Origin of the sequence: Sciscionella marina DSM 45152, from assembly GCF_000379465.1 — a bacterium.
GTDB lineage: Bacteria > Actinomycetota > Actinomycetes > Mycobacteriales > Pseudonocardiaceae > Sciscionella > Sciscionella marina.
This window is the reverse complement of sequence record NZ_KB905436.1, coordinates 81,261-99,579: the sequence shown is the minus strand read 5'-3', so window position 1 is coordinate 99,579 and position 18,319 is coordinate 81,261. Positions and strand designations below refer to the sequence as shown.

14 protein-coding genes and 2 pseudogenes are annotated in these 18,319 nt (G+C 68.0%); 10 read left to right on the top strand and 6 right to left on the bottom strand.

Annotated features, from left to right (window positions below):
• Nucleotides 1–17 precede the first annotated feature (17 nt).
• Genes A37U_RS0136470 through A37U_RS0136450 form a run of 5 tightly spaced genes read left to right on the top strand, consistent with a single transcriptional unit; the run spans nucleotide 18 to nucleotide 4,462 of the window.
• Complete coding sequence (locus tag A37U_RS0136470) at nucleotides 18–1,160, top strand: esterase-like activity of phytase family protein (RefSeq protein ID WP_020501602.1); 1,143 nt, start codon at nucleotides 18–20, stop codon at nucleotides 1,158–1,160.
• A 30-nt stretch (nucleotides 1,161–1,190) separates the two neighbouring features.
• Nucleotides 1,191–1,709, top strand: coding sequence for a DinB family protein (locus A37U_RS0136465; RefSeq protein WP_020501601.1), 519 nt, complete (start codon nucleotides 1,191–1,193; stop codon nucleotides 1,707–1,709).
• A gap of 10 nt (nucleotides 1,710–1,719) precedes the next feature.
• Nucleotides 1,720–3,399, top strand: a complete 1,680-nt coding sequence (locus tag A37U_RS0136460; protein ID WP_020501600.1) for an amidohydrolase — start codon at nucleotides 1,720–1,722, stop codon at nucleotides 3,397–3,399.
• Between the two features lie 38 nt (nucleotides 3,400–3,437).
• The gene (locus tag A37U_RS0136455; protein ID WP_205623104.1) at nucleotides 3,438–3,803 is read left to right on the top strand and encodes a GatB/YqeY domain-containing protein; all 366 of its coding nucleotides are present in this window, start codon (nucleotides 3,438–3,440) and stop codon (nucleotides 3,801–3,803) included.
• 32 nt (nucleotides 3,804–3,835) lie between these two features.
• Nucleotides 3,836–4,462 carry a TetR/AcrR family transcriptional regulator gene (locus A37U_RS0136450; RefSeq protein ID WP_020501598.1) on the top strand — a complete coding sequence of 209 codons (627 nt, stop codon included), beginning with the start codon at nucleotides 3,836–3,838 and terminating at the stop codon, nucleotides 4,460–4,462.
• 8 nt (nucleotides 4,463–4,470) lie between these two features.
• Here A37U_RS0136450 and A37U_RS0136445 read toward each other — a convergent pair whose 3' ends face one another.
• On the bottom strand, nucleotides 4,471–5,661 hold the full coding sequence (locus A37U_RS0136445) for an amino acid deaminase/aldolase (RefSeq protein ID WP_020501597.1): 1,191 nt from the start codon (nucleotides 5,659–5,661) through the stop codon (nucleotides 4,471–4,473).
• A 60-nt stretch (nucleotides 5,662–5,721) separates the two neighbouring features.
• Here A37U_RS0136445 and A37U_RS0136440 point away from each other — a divergent pair, with 60 nt between their 5' ends.
• The 5 genes from A37U_RS0136440 to A37U_RS0136420 are packed head-to-tail and all read left to right on the top strand — an operon-like array spanning nucleotide 5,722 to nucleotide 12,907.
• A complete protein-coding gene (locus A37U_RS0136440; protein WP_020501596.1) occupies nucleotides 5,722–7,020 on the top strand; it encodes a D-arabinono-1,4-lactone oxidase in 1,299 nt (432 codons plus the stop codon).
• 15 nt (nucleotides 7,021–7,035) lie between these two features.
• On the top strand, nucleotides 7,036–9,888 hold the full coding sequence (locus A37U_RS0136435) for a penicillin acylase family protein (RefSeq protein ID WP_051111829.1): 2,853 nt from the start codon (nucleotides 7,036–7,038) through the stop codon (nucleotides 9,886–9,888).
• Nucleotides 9,885–11,210 (top strand): GH1 family beta-glucosidase, encoded by a 1,326-nt coding sequence (locus A37U_RS0136430; protein WP_026197989.1) that lies wholly within the window; start codon nucleotides 9,885–9,887, stop codon nucleotides 11,208–11,210. The genes A37U_RS0136435 and A37U_RS0136430 overlap by 4 nt, the downstream gene beginning before the upstream one ends.
• Complete coding sequence (locus A37U_RS0136425) at nucleotides 11,207–12,475, top strand: MFS transporter (RefSeq protein ID WP_020501593.1); 1,269 nt, start codon at nucleotides 11,207–11,209, stop codon at nucleotides 12,473–12,475. The genes A37U_RS0136430 and A37U_RS0136425 overlap by 4 nt, the downstream gene beginning before the upstream one ends.
• 36 nt (nucleotides 12,476–12,511) lie before the next feature.
• A complete protein-coding gene (locus tag A37U_RS0136420) occupies nucleotides 12,512–12,907 on the top strand; it encodes a YybH family protein (RefSeq protein ID WP_020501592.1) in 396 nt (131 codons plus the stop codon).
• On the opposite strand, the gene A37U_RS0136415 is transcribed toward A37U_RS0136420, so the two are convergent.
• From A37U_RS0136415 to A37U_RS47150, 5 genes and pseudogenes are all read right to left on the bottom strand, one after another.
• Nucleotides 12,870–14,090, bottom strand: a complete 1,221-nt coding sequence (locus A37U_RS0136415; protein WP_083934193.1) for an HNH endonuclease signature motif containing protein — start codon at nucleotides 14,088–14,090, stop codon at nucleotides 12,870–12,872. The two genes, A37U_RS0136420 and A37U_RS0136415, sit on opposite strands and share 38 nt — an antisense overlap.
• 311 nt (nucleotides 14,091–14,401) lie before the next feature.
• Nucleotides 14,402–14,495, bottom strand: a pseudogene (locus A37U_RS55235) (IS5/IS1182 family transposase); the annotation flags it as partial.
• Nucleotides 14,496–14,678: 183 nt separating this feature from the next.
• A pseudogene (locus tag A37U_RS54225) lies at nucleotides 14,679–14,795 on the bottom strand (IS5/IS1182 family transposase); the annotation flags it as partial.
• A 276-nt stretch (nucleotides 14,796–15,071) separates the two neighbouring features.
• Complete coding sequence (locus tag A37U_RS47155; protein ID WP_020501590.1) at nucleotides 15,072–16,841, bottom strand: hypothetical protein; 1,770 nt, start codon at nucleotides 16,839–16,841, stop codon at nucleotides 15,072–15,074.
• Nucleotides 16,842–16,917: 76 nt separating this feature from the next.
• On the bottom strand, nucleotides 16,918–18,318 hold the full coding sequence (locus tag A37U_RS47150) for an MFS transporter (RefSeq protein ID WP_020501589.1): 1,401 nt from the start codon (nucleotides 18,316–18,318) through the stop codon (nucleotides 16,918–16,920).
• Nucleotide 18,319: the final 1 nt, after the last annotated feature.

The window sequence follows — 18,319 nt, the reverse complement described above, 5'->3', positions numbered from 1 at the left end:
GTGGTCGGATACTCGGCATGGGTATGGTCCGGCGCGCGTTCGCGCTCCCGCTGCTCGGCGGACTGTTCTGCACACTCCTGGCCGCTCCGGCCGCGGACGCGGCGCCGGGAGTGCGCCTGCTCGGGGAACGGATCGTGCCGAACGGGCTGAGCTACCGGGGAACCACGGTCGGCGGGCTCTCCAGCATCGACCACGACCCGCGCACCGGCGGGTACGCGATGATCTGCGATGACCGCTCGGAGAAGCAGCCCGCCCGGTTCTACACGGCGCGGTTCCCGGTGACCGAGCGCGGGATCGGCCCGGTCGAGTTCACCGGGACCGAGCCGCTGCGCCGCCCGGACGGGAAGACCTATCCCGCGCTGAAGGACAACGATCCCGGCCTGCCGCAGAACGAGCAGACCATCGACCCCGAGGAACTGCGCGTCGATCCGTGGACCGGGAACTACGTGTGGTCCCAGGAGGGTGAGCGCACCGCCGACACTCGCATCGACCCCTCGCTGCGCCTCGCCGACCGCTCCGGGAACCACCTGCGGGACCTGCCCATCCCGGACAACGAGCGGATGCGCCCGGATCGCGGGCCACGGCAGAACCTCGGCATCGAGGGGATCGGCTATGCCGGGTTCGGCTCGCTCATCCTCACCTCGGTCGAGGCACCCGAGCTGCAGGACGGCCCGGAGGCGAACACCGAGCACGGTGCGCTGACCAGGCTGACCTTGCAATCGCGCACCGGTCCCGTGCTCGCGCAGTTCGCCTACCCGGAGGAGAAGGTGTTCGCCGCGCCCGAACCCTCCTCCGGCTTCACCACCACCGGGATCTCCTCGGTGCTCGCGGTGGATCCGGCCGACCCGACCCGGTTCCTGGTGATGGAACGCTCCTTCGTCACCGGGGTGGGCAACAAGATCCGGATCTTCGCCATCGATACGGCCGGGGCCACGAACGTGTGGCACGAGCCGTCGCTGGGCGCGGCCCGGCACCTCGTCCCGGTGCGCAAACACCTGCTCGCCGACCTCTCCGACCTCCCGTTGTCCACAGTGGACAACGTGGAGGGGATGACCTGGGGGCCGAAGCTGCCGGGTGGGGAACGCAGCCTGATCCTGGTCAGCGACAACAACTTTTCCGATACTCAGGTCACCCAGTTCATCGCGCTCGCGGTGCGCTGACTGTCCGAGGCGGGTGGAAGGATCGCGGACATGACCACGGATACGCGGACGATGCCACCACCGGTCGGGGACGAGCGCGCCACCCTCGCGGGCTGGCTGACCTTCTACCGGGTAACCCTTGCCGAGAAATGCGCCGGCCTGAGCGAGGCGCAGCTGCGCACCGCCGCCGTCGAGCCCTCCGCGCTGAGCCTGCTCGGGCTGGTGCGCCATCTCGCCGAGGTGGAGCGCAACTGGTTCCGCCGGGTACTCACCGGCGAGGACGCCCCGCCGATCTACGACGAGCGGGCCGATCCGGAGGGGCGCGACGGCGGTTTCGCGTTCACCGAGGACAGCACCTTCGAGCAGGCGCGGCGGATCTGGACCGAGGAGATCGCCGTGGCCGAACGCAACTGCGCGGGCGCCGAGCGGGACGCGCGGATCCCGTGCGCGGCCCTGGGCGGTGCCGTCACGCTGCGCTGGATCTACACGCACATGATCGCGGAGTACGCGCGCCACGACGGGCACGCCGACCTGATCCGCGAACGCATCGACGGCCATACGGGGTTCTGAGGTGAGCTAGGTGCTGATCGACACCATCTTCGGCAACGGACGGTTCCACACCCTCGACCCGGCGCGCCCGCAGGCGAACCGGATCGGCGTGCTGCACGGGCGGATCGCCGGGCTGGACGAGGAACTGGACGGGGTTCGTGCCGAACGGGTGATCGATCTGGCGGGCGCGCCGGTCGTGCCCGGGTTCAACGACGCGCACCAGCACCTGAGCATGCGCGGGCAGCGGCTGCGCCAGCTCGACCTGCGCCCCGTCGCGGTGTCCACAGTGGACGACATCTACGCCGCGGTCGCCGCCCGTGCCGCGCAAACCCCTGCGGGGCAATGGATCCTCGGGTCGGGCTACGACCAGAACAAGACCGGGGCGCATCCGGATCGGTCCCGGCTCGACGCGGTCGCCGGTGGCCACCCGGTGTGGCTCGGGCACTGTTCGGGGCACATGGGAGTGGCGAACTCCACGGCCTTCGCGCGCATGGGGTTCCCGGATCCCGGCACGGTGCCCGATGTGGACGGTGGCTCGGTTTCCCGCGACGCGCAAGGGATCCCGGACGGATTGCTCGCCGAGCGTGCCCAGGAGCTCGTGCACGCGCTGCTGCGTCCGTACGCCTTCGCGGACTTCGTCGAGGCGATCCGGATCGGCAGCGAGGTCGCCGCCGCCGAGGGGATCACCAGCTTCGCCGAACCGGGAATCGGCAGCGGCGGGCTCGCCGGGAACGGGGCGGCCGATCTCGCCGCGTTCACCGAGGCGAGCAGGAGCGGTAAACTGCGCCAGCGCGCCACGCTGATGCCGATCGCCGCGGCACTGCACGAGGCGGGTGCCTTCGAACCGGGCGGTGCTGCGGCGGAACCGTGGTTCGGCCTGGATCTGGGGCTGCGCAGTGGATTCGGTGACGACCGGGTGCGGATCGGGCCGGTCAAGGTGTTCTCCGACGGTTCGCTGATCAGGCGCACCGCTGCGATGTGCGAGCACTACCAAGGAGAACCGGGCAACAGCGGATTTCTGCAGCAGCCCGCGATCGAGCTGCGCGAGCTGATCCTGCGCGCGCACCGCTTCGGCTGGCAGATCGCCACCCACGCGATCGGGGATGCCGCCGTGCAGGAGGTGCTCGATGCCTATGCCGAGGCGCAGCGCACCGTGGCCCGGCCGGACGCGCGCCATCGCATCGAGCACTGCGGGCTGACCTCGCCGGAGCAGGTGGCCCGGATCGCCGAACTCGGTGTGATCCCGGTTCCGCAGGGCCGGTTCATCGGGGAACTCGGCGACGGAATGCTCGAAGCGCTCGGCGTGCGGCGGGCCGGGAGTGCCTACCGGCTGCGGTCCTTCCTCGACGCGGGCAGTGTGCTCCCGGGTAGCTCGGACAGTCCCGTGGTCGCCGCGGCGCCGCTGCTCGGCATCCACGACATGGTCAACCGGCGCACGGACAGCGGGGTGGCCTTCGGCGCGGACGAGGCGATCGAGGTGGCGCAGGCGCTGCGGGCCTACACCCTCGGATCCGCCTATGCCGAGCACACCGAACGGGACAAGGGCAGCCTGGAACGGGGAAAGCTCGCCGATTTCGTGGTGCTGGACGCGGATCCGTTCACCGTAGCGCCCGATCGGCTCTCCGGGATCGGGATCGGGGCGACCGTGATCGGCGGCGAACCGGTCTACGAAAACGGTGCGCTGCATTACCGAATCGGCCGTGGTATTTGAATTGCCCGGTTCGCCGCGCGGTCCTTAGGATCGCCGCCATGTCCCTACGTGAGCGAATGCGGCAGGCCCTTCCCGAGGCGATGCGTGCTCGTGACCGGGTCGCGGTCAGCGTCCTGCGCGCCACGCTCGGCGCGCTGGACAACGCCGAAGCGGTGCCGGTCGCCGAGACCCGGGGAATGGCGCTCGAACAGGCACCGGTCGGGGTCGGCGCGACCGAGGTGGCCCGGCGGGAACTCGACGAGGACCGGATCACCGAGATCGTGCGCGCCGAGGCCGAGGAACGGCTCGCCACCGCGGCCGGCCTGACCGAGGCCACGCAGCAGGAACACGCCGGGCGGCTGCGCGCCGAGGCAGCGGTGCTGCAGCGGCTCCTGGACGAGCCCACATCCGGCCGGACGCGGTAGGATCGGGGCCGGTCGAACAGAAAGGTGCTCTTGTGGAGGGCGGAACCGTGCACGCGGGTCCACTGCGGCGCAGCCCCGTCCAGCAGCGCAGCACCGAACGCGTCGGCCGGATGCTCGACGCCTGCGCCGATCTGCTCGGCGAGGTCGGCTACGAGCAGCTGAGCACCACCGCCATCGCCAAACGGGCCGGGGTCGCGGTCGGTTCGCTGTACCAGTTCTTCCCGGACAAGCGTGCCGTGGTGCAGGCGCTGACCAAACGCAATATGGACTGGTTCGTGACCCGGGCCGCCGAGGCGCTGGACGCGGTCGATCACACCCACTGGTGGGATGTCGTCGGCTCGGTGCTCGACGTGTATCTGCACATGCACCGGGAGGTCCCCGGATTCGCCCGGGTGCACTTCGGGGACGTGGTCGACCTGCAGCTGCTCGACGAGAACCGGGACAACAACGCCGTGCTCGTGGACGCGCTCACCGAACGCATCGCCGAACACGTGGATGTCCCGATCGAGGAACTGCGGCTGACGCTCACCGTGGTCAACGAGGCCGCCGATGCCCTGCTGAAACTGGCTTTCCGCAGGGACCCAGCCGGTGAGGAGCGCATCGTCGCGGAGACCAAGACGCTGGTCAAAGGTTATCTCGCGGGCAAATTCGGCAGTTAGCTGATCAGCTAACCGAAGGCCTTGCCCTCGCCGCGATAGGTCGGCACCACCTGCACCACCCGGTCCCCGCGGATCAGCTGGTATTCGGTGAACCGTTCGGCGAGCTCGCCCGCCTTGGCGTGGCGCAGCCAGACCCGGTCGCCGAGCCGCAACCCGCGCGCGGCCGCCCCGGTCACCGGGGTCTGCACCTCGCCTGCTCCCTCGATCGGGGTCAGCGAAAGGCCCTCGGGCAGCGCGGGGAGTGGAAGCCGGGACGCGCCCGCGGCCCCGGAGGCGTGGTAGCCACCCGCGAACAGAGTGGCGATCCGCCGGTTCGGGCGGCGCACTACGGGCAGCGCGAACAGGGCGGCGTGCCGTGGCCGGAACCGGGAATACCCGTCGAACAGCGCGGGCCCGAGCAGTGCCGATCCCGCGGCGATCTCGGTGACCGCGGGCTCGGCCGCGGTGCTCTCCACGCTGCCGCTGCCGCCGCCGTTGACGAACTCGAGCTCGGTGAGTGCACGCACCGCGCGTACCGCCTCGGCGCGGCGCTCGGCGAGTTCGGCGGCCGAACGGCGCTGCATCCAGGTGATCAGCCCATCGCGGAACCGGGCGCCGATCCGGTCCTGCAGTCCGGCGATCTGTCCCTCGTAGGCCATCAGCCCGACGAGACTGAACCCCTTGCGGGACAACACGTTCTCGGCCAGATCGGCGGCCTGGCGCGGGCGGAAGACCGGTGAGCGGCGGGTACCCACGTGCAGCGCGGACAGTGCGGGCAGCGGGCGCCAGGAGGCGTCCAGTTCCAGGCAGACCCGGATGCGCGGATGATCCCGGCCGAGCGCGGTGTCGATCAGGTCGAGATGCGCGGGCGAATCGATCATGATGGTGATCGAGCCGCGGGCGGGTTCCCGCGCGGCGAGTTCGCGCAGCGCCCCGCGGTCCACGCTCGGATAGGCGACCACGATGTCCTGGCTCGTGCCGAGCTCGGCGTGCCAGAGTGCCTCGCGCAGCGAGTAGCACATGAGCCCGTGGAAACCGGTTCCGGCGAGCACCCGTTCGAGCAGTGCCCGGCACCGCACGGACTTGCTGACCAGGCGCAACGGTTTTCCGTTCGCGCGGCGGACCAGATCGGCGGCATTGGCCTCGAAGGCCGCGAGGTCCACGGCGGCGAAGGGCGGATCGAGCTGCGCGGTCGCCAGGTCCAAGTCGTGAGGGGTCATAGGATCACCGTACGCAAATGGGGCTAGAAATGTGAAATAGTTTCATATACTGTGCGGTGGATGACCCGATGGACCAATTGGGCGGGCACCGTTGCCGTCAGCCCGAAACGGGTGCACACGCCGCGCGACGTCGAGGAGGTCGCCGCCGCGGTGCGCTCCGCCGCGTCCGGAGGTGCCCGGGTGCGCGCCCGCGGCAGCGGACATTCCTTCACCGCGATCGCCGCCACCGAGGAAGACGCGCTCGATCTGGGCGCGCTGACCGGGATCAGTGCCGCGGACCCGGAAACCGGAACCGTCACCGTCCGCGCGGGAACCACGCTGCGCACGCTGAACCGGGAACTCGACGCGCTCGGGCTGGCGATGACCAACCTCGGCGATATCGACGCACAGACCATCGCCGGAGCGATCTCCACCGGAACCCACGGGACCGGGGCGCGGCTCGGCGGGCTGGCCACCCAGGTGACCGGGCTCGAGCTGGTGCTCGCGGACGGATCGCCGGTGCACTGCTCCGCAGCGGAGAACCCGGAACTGTTCGCCGCGGCACGGGTCGGGCTCGGCGCGCTCGGTGTGCTCACCGCGGTGACCCTGCGCTGTGAACCGGCTTTCGTGCTGCACGCGCGGGAACGGCCGGAACCGCTCGAGGAGGTGCTGGACGGGTTCACCGAGTCCGCGCTCGCCGAAGACCACTTCGAGTTCTACTGGTTCCCGTACGGGCGCAATGCCCTTGTCAAGCGCAACAACAGACTGCCGCGGGGCAGCGTTCCCGAACCGTTGGGCAGGATCAGGAGCTTCGTGGATTACGAGGTCACGGAGAACTTCGCGTTCGGCGCGCTGTGCCGGACGGGCCGCGCGATACCGCGGCTGGTCACCCCGCTCGGCCGGTTGTCCTCGGCACTGCTTTCCCCGCGCGAGTACAGCGATTATTCGCACAAGGTCTTCGTGACGAAGCGATCGGTGCGGTTCGTGGAATCGGAGTTCGCGGTGCCGCGCGAATCGGTGACCGAGGTGCTGACCCAACTCCGCGCGCTGGTGCCGAAACTCGAGTCCCCGGTGGCGTTCCCGGTCGAGGTGCGGGTCACCGCGGCCGATGATATCTGGCTTTCCACCGCCTATGGCCGGGATTCGGCGTACATCGCGGTGCACCAGTTCCTCGGCATGTCCTATCGGGAGTACTTCGCCGCGTTCGCCGCGATCGCCGGTTCGGTCGGCGGGCGGCCGCACTGGGGGAAGATGCACGAATTGGACGCCGAACACCTGCGGGCGCGTTATCCGCGATTCGACGATTTCCTCCGGGTACGCAAGGAGGTCGATCCGGAAAAGCGGTTCGGCAATCCGTATCTGGACCGGGTTCTCGGCTGAAAGGGCAGGCACGGCATGCATCGATCCATTCGGGTACTCGTGACCCTGACGGCGGTCACCGCACTCGCGTTCGGCTCGGGTTCCGCGGTCGCCGCGCCGAAGGAATCCGGTGATTACTGCGGCGGGCAGTGCTCGGACATTCTGCCGCCAGGGGAGAACGGGAACGCCACGCTCGCCGACATCCTCGGCAACAAGCTGTTCGGCACCCGGCCCGCGCACACCGATGATCAGCTCGCCGAATACGGCAACCTGGCCAGTGACTATCAGGGCCTGACGAACTCCACCATCGAGAACTACTTCAACGACGCCTCCTTCGGGGTGTCCCAGGACAAGGTGGCGAGCGTGCAGCGGCCGCGTGCGGACGTCACGATCACCAGGGACAAGGCGCGCGGGATCCCGCACATCAAGGGGACCACGCGGGAGGGAACCGAATACGGCGCCGGGTACGCCGCGGGGCAGGACCGGTTGTGGCTGATGGACCTGTTCCGCCATGTCGGGCGCGGTGAGCTGAGCAGCTTCGCCGGTGGGGCGGCCGCGAACCGCCAGCTCGAGCAGACGTTCTGGGCCGCGGCCCCGTACACCGAGAAGGATCTGCAACGCCAGGTCGACACGATCGCGAACAGCGGGCCGGACGGCAAACGGGCGCTCGGGGACATCGACGCCTACCTGGACGGGATCAACGCCTACGCGGCGAAGGCGCACGAACAGCGGAACTTTCCCGGGGAATACGACCTGACCGGGCACATCGACCCGATCACCAATGCCGGGACCATCAAACCGTTCAAGGCGACCGATCTGGTCGCCATCGCCAGCGTGGTCGGCGCACTGTTCGGCAGCGGTGGTGGCGGAGAAGTGACCTCCGCACTGGTGAAGCAGGCCGCCGAGCAGCGCTATGGGCGCGAACGCGGTGCCGCGGTGTGGCGCTCCTTGCGGGAGGAGAACGATCCGGAGGCGAATCTGACCGTCCACGATGGACAGAAGTTCCCGTACAGCGCGAGCCCCGCGAAACCCGAGGGTGTGGCGATGCCCGATCCGGGATCGGTGCGAGCGCAGCAGGAAATCTACGATCCGACCGGCTCGGCGGTGGAGAAACCGGAGGCCGCGGCGCAGCGGGCGAGCACGGACGCGAAAACCCGGGCGAGGACCCGCGGCAACGGAAACCGCAACGCGGCCAAGGGCATCTTCGATCGGGGAGTGCTGCCCGGGAATCTGCTTTCCGCCAAACACGGGATGTCCAATGCGCTCGTGGTGAACGGAAAGCACACCGACGACGGCCACCCGATCGCCGTTTTCGGCCCGCAGACCGGATATTTCGCCCCGCAACTGCTGATGCTGGAAGAACTCGACGGCCCGGGCATTCATTCCCGGGGCGCCGCCTTCGCCGGGGTGAGCTTCTACGTCGAGCTCGGCAGGGGCGAGAATTATTCCTGGAGCGCCACATCCGCGTCCCAAGATGTCACCGACACCTTCGCGCTGCGGTTGTGCGAACCGGACGGTTCCCCGGTGACCAAGGAATCCGATCACTACCTGGACGGTGATCGCTGTGTGCCGATGGAGCGCCTGGAGCGCGCGGATTCCTGGAAGCCCACGATCGCCGATTCCACCCCGGAGGGCTCGTACAAGCTCGTCATGTACCGGACGAAGTACGGTCTGGTCACCCATCGGGCCACGATCGGCGGCAACCCGGTCGCCTATGCCAGCCAGCGGTCGAGCTATAGGCACGAGGCGGACTCGATCATCGGTTTCGGCAAGTTCAACGATCCGGCGCAGATGCGCACGCCACAGGATTTCCAGCGTGCGGCCGCGAAGGTGAACTACACCTTCAACTGGTTCTACGCCAACGATCAGCACACCGCCTACTACAACTCCGGGGACAACCCGGCCCGTCCGTCCACTGTGGACCCGAACCTGCCGATCACGGCGGACAAGCGCTATGAGTGGCGCGGCTGGAATCCGGATACCAACACCTCGCAGACGACCGGTTTCGCCGAGCACCCCCGTTCGATCGACCAGGACTACTACATCTCCTGGAACAACAAGCCCGCCGCCGAGTACACCTCGCCGGGATTCGGGGACGGCAGCGTGTACCGCTCGAACCTGCTCGAGGACCGGGTGCGGGCACTGGTGCGCGGTGGGCGCCCGATCAGCCGTGCGGACCTGGTCAAAGCCATGGCGGATGCCTCGGTGACCGATCTGCGCGGCGAGGATGTGCTGCCGAAGCTGCTGAAGGTGATCGATTCCGCCCCGGTGACCGATCCCGCGCTGCGCGAGGCCGTCGAGAAGCTGCGGCAGTGGCAGCGTGACGGTGCCAAACGGGTGGAGACGAAGAAGGGCAGCCAGGTTTACGCGAACGCCGACGCGATCCGGGTCATGGACGCGTGGTGGCCGCTGCTGACCACGGCGGAGTTCAAGGATGGCATGGGCGCACCGCTGTTCAGCGCGATGACCAGTGCATTGCAGCTCAACGAGTCCCCATCGGGTGGTCAGGCCGGGGAGAAACACGGCTCTGCGGGCGCCAACGAGGATCAGCCGCACAAGGGCTCGGCCTTCCAGTTCGGCTGGTGGTCCTATGTGGACAAGGACCTGCGCGCGGTGCTCGGTGAACCGGTTTCCGGCCCGCTTGACCAGAAGTACTGCGGTTCCGGGGATCTCGGCGGCTGCCGGAAGACGCTGCTGGACACGCTCGCCAAGGCGGTGTCCCAGTCACCGGAGGAGGTCTATCCCGCCGACGAGGACTGCAGGGCCGGGCAGCAGTGGTGCGCCGACTCGATCATCCACCGCCCGATGGGCGGGGTGACCGACGGCAAGATCACCTGGCAGAACCGCCCGACATATCAGCAGGTCGTCCAGTTCACGGGGCACCCGTGAGGCGCGCGGATTTTCCACCGGATTTCCTGTGGGGCGTGTCGACCTCGGCCTTCCAAATCGAGGGTGCGGTGCGCGAGGACGGGCGCGGCCCCTCGGTGTGGGACACCTTCTGCGCCACGCCGGGCAAGATCGCGGACGGGGCGAGCGCGGACATCGCCTGCGATCACTACCACCGTTGGGAGAGCGATCTGGAACTGCTCTCCGGGCTTGGGGCAGGGGCCTACCGGTTCTCGGTGGCCTGGCCGCGGGTGTGCCCGCAGGGTTCCGCGCGGGTCAACGCGGCGGGCCTGGATTTCTACGACCGGCTGGTCGACCGGTTGTGCGCGGCCGGGATCGAACCGGTGTGCACGCTCTACCACTGGGACACACCCCAACCGTTGGAGGACGCGGGCGGTTGGCTGAACCGGGAGACGGCGTACCGGTTCGCGGAGTACGCGGCGGTCGTGGGGGCACGGCTCGCCGATCGGGTCGGCAAGTGGATCCCGCTCAACGAACCGATGGTGGAGACGCTGTACGGGTACGCGACGGGGGAGTACGCACCGGGGAAAACCTTGCTCTTCGGTGCCCTTCCCGCCGCGTGCCACCAGCATCTGGCGCACGGGCTTGCGGTCGGGGCGCTGCGTTCGGCCGGTGCGCGCGCGGTCGGTACGGCGAACAACCATTCGCCGATCTGGGCGCTCGGGGACGGCGCGGCCGATCACGCCGCGGCCGGGGTGCTGGACGCGTTGATCAACCGGTTGTTCTCGGATCCGGTGCTGCTCGGCGGGTATCCGGAGGAACTGCTGCCGTATCTGCCTGAGGGGTGCGCCGAGGATCTGCCGGTGATCGCGGCGCCGCTGGATTTCTACGGGGTCAACTACTACGAACCGCAGGGGGCCGCGGCGCCCGCGGAGGGCAGCCCGCTGCCGTTCGATCTGCCGCCGATCGAGGGGTATCCGCGTACCAACAACGATTCCCCGATCGTCCCGGACGGTTTGCGGGAGTTCCTCGTCGCGCTGCGCGAACGGGTCGGGCCTGTGCTTCCGCCGGTGTACCTCACCGAGAACGGGTGCAGCGGGGTGGACGAGCCCGATGCGGACGGGCGGATCGCGGATGAGCACCGGATCGCGTTCCTCGACGCGCATCTGGGCGCGCTGCGCGAGGCGATGGACGCCGGCGTGGATGTGCGCGGCTATCTCGTCTGGTCGCTGCTGGACAATTTCGAGTGGTCCAAGGGGTACGCGCCCCGGTTCGGCCTCGTGCACGTGGACTACGCGAGCCAGCGGCGCACGCCGAAGGACTCCTATCACTGGTTGCGGGGTTTTCTCGGCGGCCGGGAATGAACGCGGCGACGAACGGCACCGGGACCGAGCGGTTACCGGCCGCGCTGGCCGAACCGGTCCGCGAGGTGCGCGCGGGCTGGATCGGTCTGCTGTTCCTGGCGAACCTCGGTCTGTGGCTGGCCTTCTATGCGCCGATCCAGGTGCTGCTGCCCGAGCAGTCGGCCGCACTCGACCCGAGTGGCAAGGCGCTCACCCTTTCCCTGGTGATGGGGATCGGTGCGGCCGTGGCGCTGGTGGCGAACCCGCTGATCGGCACGCTCTCCGATCGCACCACGGCGCGCTGGGGGCGGCGGCATCCGTGGACGCTCGCCGGTGCGCTGTTCGGCGCCGCCGGTCTCGGCGTGCTGGCGATCGCGCCGAACACCGTGGTGATGATCCTGGGCTGGTGCCTGGTCCAGGCTGGGCTGAACGGCATGCTCGCCACGCTCACCGCTGCGCTCGCTGACCGGGTTCCCCGCGAGCAGCGCGGCAGACTGGGCGGGCTGACCGGGATCAGTCAGATGCTCGGCACCGTGATCGGCGCGCTCGTGGTCACCGTGCTCGTCACCGGATTGGCACCCGGTTATGCGGCCTGCGCGTTGCTCGTGGTCGTCGGGGCGTGCGCGTTCACCCTGTGCACACCGGACGATCAGCTGCCGAAACGCTTCCGGCCCGGTCAGTCGTTGTTCGCCACGCTGCGCGGGATGTGGATTTCCCCGCGTGCGCACCCGGATTTCGGCTGGGGCTGGGTGATGCATTTCCTGATCAACCTCGGCAATGCGATCGGCACCCTGTACCTGCTGTATTTCCTCTCCGATGCCGTGCACTACCGGGATCCGCAGACCGGCCTGCTGATCCTCATGGCGCTCTACGGCGCCGCGCTGGCGATCGGCGCGGTGGTGTGCGGAATGGCTTCGGATCGCAGCGGCCGGCGCAAACCGTTCGTGCTCGGTTCCGCCGTGGTCATGGCGATCGCCGCGATCCTGCTCGTGTGTTCGCCCAGCTGGACCGCTTCGCTGGCCGCCGCCCCGCTGCTCGGCGTCGGTTTCGGCACCTACTGGGCGGCGGCTCCCGCCGTGCTCACCCAGATCCTGCCCGCCGCCTCGGATCGTGCCAAGGACCTCGGCCTGATCAACATCGCCAACTCTCTTCCCCAGGTGGTCGCCCCGGTGATCGCCGCGGCCGTGCTCGGCACCGTGCACAGCTATCCGGTGCTGTTCGCGCTGTCCGCGCTGGTCACCCTCGCGGGCGGGGCCGTGGTTCTCGCTGTTCGCGCGGTGCGCTGACCCCGGGTACGCTGCTGCTCCGGCGGGAGGAACGCGATGGGCGAGGATGAGCGGCAGATCCGGGAACTGATCCGGCACTGGGTCATCGCGGTGCACGGTGGTGATCTGGAGACCGTGCTCGCCGGGCACGCCGAGGACATCGTCATGTTCGATGTGCCACCGCCCTACGACGGGGTGCGCGGAATCGAGGCGTACCAACGGACCTGGCCGCCGTTCTTCGATTGGCAGGCGAGCGGCGCGAAGTTCGAGCTCGTCACGCTGGAGGTCACCGCGGGCTCCGAGGTCGCCTTCGCGCACGCCCTATTGCGTTGCGGCACGCCGGATGAGCTCGCCGCGAATCCGGACAACCGCTTGCGGCTCACTTTCGGCCTGCGCAAGGAGAGTGGGCGCTGGTTCATCGCGCACGAGCACCACTCGTTCCCGTACGAATGAATGGCCGGTATTCGGGTGGGGTGAATTCGGGTTTTCCGTGGTTTATGCGGACTTTCCAGTTGGTGTGGTGGATGAGGGTGTGGTGGTGGGAGCACAGGAGCACCATGTTGTCTTCGGTGGTGAGTCCGCCGTTGGCGTGGTGTTGGATGTGGTGGGCTTGGGTGANGGCGGGCTGGTGATCGCAGTCGGGGTGGGCGCAGCCGCGGTCGCGGGCGATGAGGCGGTGGCGGAGTTTTGGTGGTGCGGTGCGTTCGCGGCATCCCATGTCGAGTACTTCGCCGTTCGAGCCGATCATGGTGGGGATGATTCCGGCGTCGCAGGCGATTCTGCGTAATTGGGTGGCGGGGATGGTGGTGGCGTCCATGGTGGTGGCCTGGCCGGTTCCTTCGCGCGGGCTCTGTTCGCTGATGGTGACCATGATGGTGAAGGGTTCGCCGCCTGATTCGGGGAGATTTTCGGGGTTCGCGGCAAGTTGAATCACGTCGGCTAATGCATCGGCGTCGCGTTCGGCCAGGGTGCGTATATCGGGTGCGTCACCGTTGGTTTCGGTGCTGCGGGGTTTGCCGAGTGCGTCGAGGACACTGCGGAGTTCGAGTCTGGTTTCGTAGTCCAGGGTTCCGCGGATGCTCCATTCGTTGTGCTGTTGCTCCAACCAGACACGCCGATTCGGACGCAGGAGTTCGCGGTCGGTGGGTTCTTGGCCGTCCGGATCGAGGCGCGCGTGCAGCTCCCGGATCGGGCGGACGAGTCCGCGTGGTCCGACCTCACCGGCGATCTCGGCGAGTGCTTTTTCCGCGATCGGCCACGCGTCCCCGATCAATACCTCCGCGGGCAGCTCGGCGGCGAATTGACGAATCCGGTCCACGTGCTCGATACCGACCTCGCCGCGCAGATAGGATTCCGCGGTGTTCGGTAAATCCGGGGACAGTGGTTCCCCGCTGATGCCGAGTGCGCCGAACATGACTCGCGCTCGTTCGGCCGTTCGGCGTGCTTCGGCACGACTGATGCGCAGGACGTCCTGCGTCAGAGTCGCCGCCGAACCGCAATAGCCGAACTCGACCGGCGCACCTTCCTTGTCAAGCTCGGCAAGCTGATGCAGCAATTCCGCCTCAGCACGACGCACCACGGCGGCCTGTTCGATGAACCGGTCCAGCCGCTCCCGACTCGACAATATCGTTTCCATTTCCCCAGTGTTCATACATCTATAATACCAACCGCCGACGCGGATTCCCGCCATTCCATAGAGAATCGCCCGAACGGAGTAGCGCCCCTAAAGGTTCCTGACAGTTTGAGTGGCGTCTGAGCCGGCGCGAGCAGATGATGCTGCATCCGGTGCGGAGGCGACGTAACCAGTGCAGGAGTCCGAAGCATCCTTCACGACCACCGATGGATGCCTAGTCCGGAGCCCTGGTCGTAGGCACGGTCGGCATGGTTCCGCTCGGGTCGCTGGCAAGGCCGTCCATGTCGGCCGCGAATGGGTGCAACGGCATCGATCAGCGGCATTCAACCGCGCCAGAAGCACCTCGTGCAGGCGTGGCCACACACCAGCGTCGGTCCAGTCCCGCAGGTGTCGCCAACAGGTCATCACTGATCCGTACCTCAGCCCCTGCGGCAGGAACTCCTACGGTGTACCCGTGTACAGCACGTCAAGTCGCCGACGATCGGGTGACGGAAACGCCGTTCAACCATAGGCAACAAAACCCAAGGCCTGTCCCGTCATGAACAGCTGCCGTCACTGTGTTTGCGGCAAAACATGATGACCTCGCGGTTGCCCCTGATAGCCGCCGTCGGCCAGGACCTGTGCGCCCGTGCAGTGCTGGTCGACACCCGCTTCGATGTAGGCCCGGCAGTCGTTTCGGTTGCCCGGCAAAGGGTTTCCGGTCACGACCGCCGGTGAAGCGCAAACGCAACCTGGACACGGTGCTGATCGTGGACGGCACGTGGTGCCCATCCACCGCCACCAGTAGCACCCGGTCGTCCAGCGACAGGCCCGACCGGCACCGGTCTGCTCGGTACCACGACCTCGCACGATGTCGACCGAACTCGCCGAACCACCGCGCCGCCCGACCAGGGAACGGAGGTAGCCACGCCTACTGGCCGACCCCGATCACCCGCGCCGACCTATGATCCATTACCGCACCGGAACCATGACTGCGGGACAACCTCAGCTCGCGAGATGAGCCCGGTCCTGGGCCACCGCTCCCGGCTGGGCCTCGATGAGGCTGCCGACGCCGATCGCGTAGTAAACACCGTGCCACCACTGTTCCATGATGAGCGCGGCCAAGGCTTTTCCGACCGCGCGGCTGAACTCGTTTCCGTGCAGGGTGCGAATCATCGTGGTACCGGCCGCGCAGTAGTTCTCGTCCATGGACCGGAGAAATTCCGCGGGAGCGATCTTCCCTTCACGTAACAGTATCGGCAGGACAAGGGCGTTGTCGACCAGATTCATCGGCAGGACACCGTCCCGCACCGCGTTCACGATGGAGTCGTGCAGCACCAGGCTGCCGTCGTGCACCCGGCCCTGTACGCGCACGGAGAAGGCCAGGTTGGTCCGGGGAATGCGCAGCCGTTCGGCGTTCTCCGGTTCACGGGGCCGGAAATCCTCGGTGTAGCTGTCGGCGAGCTGGCAGCTCCGGTACAGGTCTCGCCGGGTCGCTTCGGCGCACACATCGGCGGCGATGGAGAAGTACCGCCACATATCGTGCCGGTGATTGGCGATTCCCCACATGCCTACTCCGGTGCACAGTATGGCCGCCGCATAGCGTTCCGGTTTGACCTCGCCCTCGGTGTTCCACTGTGCGTTGAGCAGCCACACGGTTCGTTCGTAGCACCGAACGAGATCCTGGCCGGCAATGGAGCCTCCGGTCATGGTCAGCACGCTCTGACCGTATTCGGAGTTCCGCAGATCCGGACCGAGATCCATCCAGTCGTGCGCCAGACCGGTCAACGCCATGTCGTCGAGTCCGGGAACACCTTCGGTGTAGGAGAGATACTGCCCCCAGATTCCGCTGTCCGCCGCTTTGAAATCACGCCATACGTCCCGGTTCGGGAAGACCCACACGGTCTGCCCGTCGGTCGGCGTGGTGGAGAATCGCGCCTCGGTCTTTCGCTTTGCTTCGAAAAAAGCCATATCGCAGGACATGTGCAGCCTGCGTGCCCGCAGTTCCTCGGGGATCTCCGGAAGATCGAGTGCCGCGCACAGGTCGCGCAGAAACCTGTTTTCCCGGCCACCGAGGATATCGATGTTGTACTCGACATAGAACATGACGTCGAGGAGGGTGATGTAGTCCTGTTCCCAGCCGGGATACCACTGGGTGAGCAGTCCGAGGCCGTGGGTTCCCAGGGTGATGTTCGGTAGCGCGTTCACTCCGTTGAGGCCGTATTTCCCCGCTGTTTCCCGCCACTCGGTCCGGGTGCACGGTGCGAGAAGGGACTTGGTGGTCCGGCCGTTGTTGGCGCCGGAGCGGGCCAGCCGGAATATTTCGCCCGCGCGGTCATCGGCCACCGTCACCCGGATCGGCCGGGCCACCGCGCTGGACTTCCAGCCGGGATCGGCGACCAGCTCGGGATTCTGCCTGGCGTGACAGACGGCGTACACCGCGGCGATCCCGTTCTCGGTGCATTCGCTGCATGCGCGGGTCCATGCGGAGAAGCGATCTCCGCGCAGCCGGGGATCCTCGCGTGCGGCGCGCCGTGCGACCTCCGGATCGTAGCTCCAGAATCCTGGTGCCGCCGGAAGTTCGGTGGACCGTAGCCGGGCGAGGTGTTCGGCAAGCGGGGATCCGTCGGCCTGCTTGCGAAGCTGTAGAACCCCGAGACCGCCGAGGCCCGGCGCCGCTGTCCCGGAGTCCGACCATTCGTGCACCCCGGCATCGTCGTGAATGCGGGCCAGAAGTTCAGGCGTGGAACCGTTTCGTTCGCTGCCCACGGACATGGCGAGTGCTCCCTCCGGCGCTCGGAACGCCACCGACAAGGCGAGCCACCATTAGGGCGCGCCCGTCGAGCGAAGGTCAATGCCGTGTTCCGTGCGACGGAACCGTGTTCGAAGGTGTGCCGGGGCCCTGTTCGCCAAGGGATTCGATGAGCCCACCGGATTCCTTCCGCGGTGCGCAGAACACCAGGGCGCCCGCGCTGATCAGCCAGCACAGTCCGATGTAGACGAACACGCTCTGGTAGCCGGCGAACCCGTACACGGCCGCGATCACCATCGGGTCGAACACATTGGACAGTCGCCCGAGCCCGTACACCAGCCCGTTTCCGGTGTTGCGCAGCGCGGTCGGGAACAGCTCGGGGCTGTAGGTGTACATCTGCGCCCCGAAGGCCATCAGCAGCGCGGCCATGCAGAAACCGAACACGACCACGAGTACCGGGTTGAACGAGAGCCCGTACACCAGCCCACAGACCGCGGCGAGCACGCACACGAGCGCGATCCCGCGCCTGCGCCCGAGCCAGGCGGAGACGGGCCAGGCGAGCAGGGCGCCGGGGGCGGCGCCGAGCGTGATCAGGGTGGTGTAGCCGAGACTGTCCACGACCGAGATGCCCTGATCGGCGAGCAGGGTCGGCACCCAGGTGAGGAAACCGTAGTAGCCGAGGGTGGTGAAGATCCACACGACCGCGAGCACCAGGGTGGACCGGCGCAGTCCCGGGGAGAACAGGGCCCGGTACGGCCTGCTGATGCGCTCGCCCGCCACACTGCTCGCGGGAACCGGGACCGGTTCGGGAAGCGGATGCCCGGAGGCCGCGACCCTGCGCTCGATCGCGGTCAGGGCCCGCACGGCCTGCTCGGCGCGGCCGGTGCTGTAGAGCCAGCGCGGTGATTCCGGCAGCCGGGCGACGAGCGGGAGCGCCAGCGCGCCGACGGCACCGATGCAGAACACCAGGCGCCAGCCGTGTTCGCCGAGCGGAACCACCAGTTTCGCGGCGAACGCCATCGCGGGAATGCCGAGATGGCCGATGAAACTCACGATCGCCTGCGCCTTGCCGCGCCGGACGGGTGGCATCAGCTCGGCGAGATAGGTGTTCGCGCACACGGTCATCGCGGCCAGCCCGATCCCGGTGGCGAACCGGGCGGCCAGTAGGGCACCCGTGGACCAGGCGAGCGCGTTCAGCAGGGAGAACACGGTGAACACCGCGGTGGCCACGATCAGTCCCCTGCGCCGTCCCACCCGGTCGGCGAACCGCCCGGCACCGACAGCCCCGCAGAACATGCCGAGGAAGGTGGCCGAGGTGACCAGCGCGATCGAGCCGATACCGAGGCCGAGGTGTTCGCGCAGCGCGGGCGCGGCGTAGGAGAACGCGTTGCTGTCCGCGAACTCGAAAAAATAGATGAACGCGAGGCTGAGCACCACGCCCCGGTGGAACCGGGAACTGGGCAGGCGGTCGATCCGGGCCGCGATCGTCTCCATCGTCATT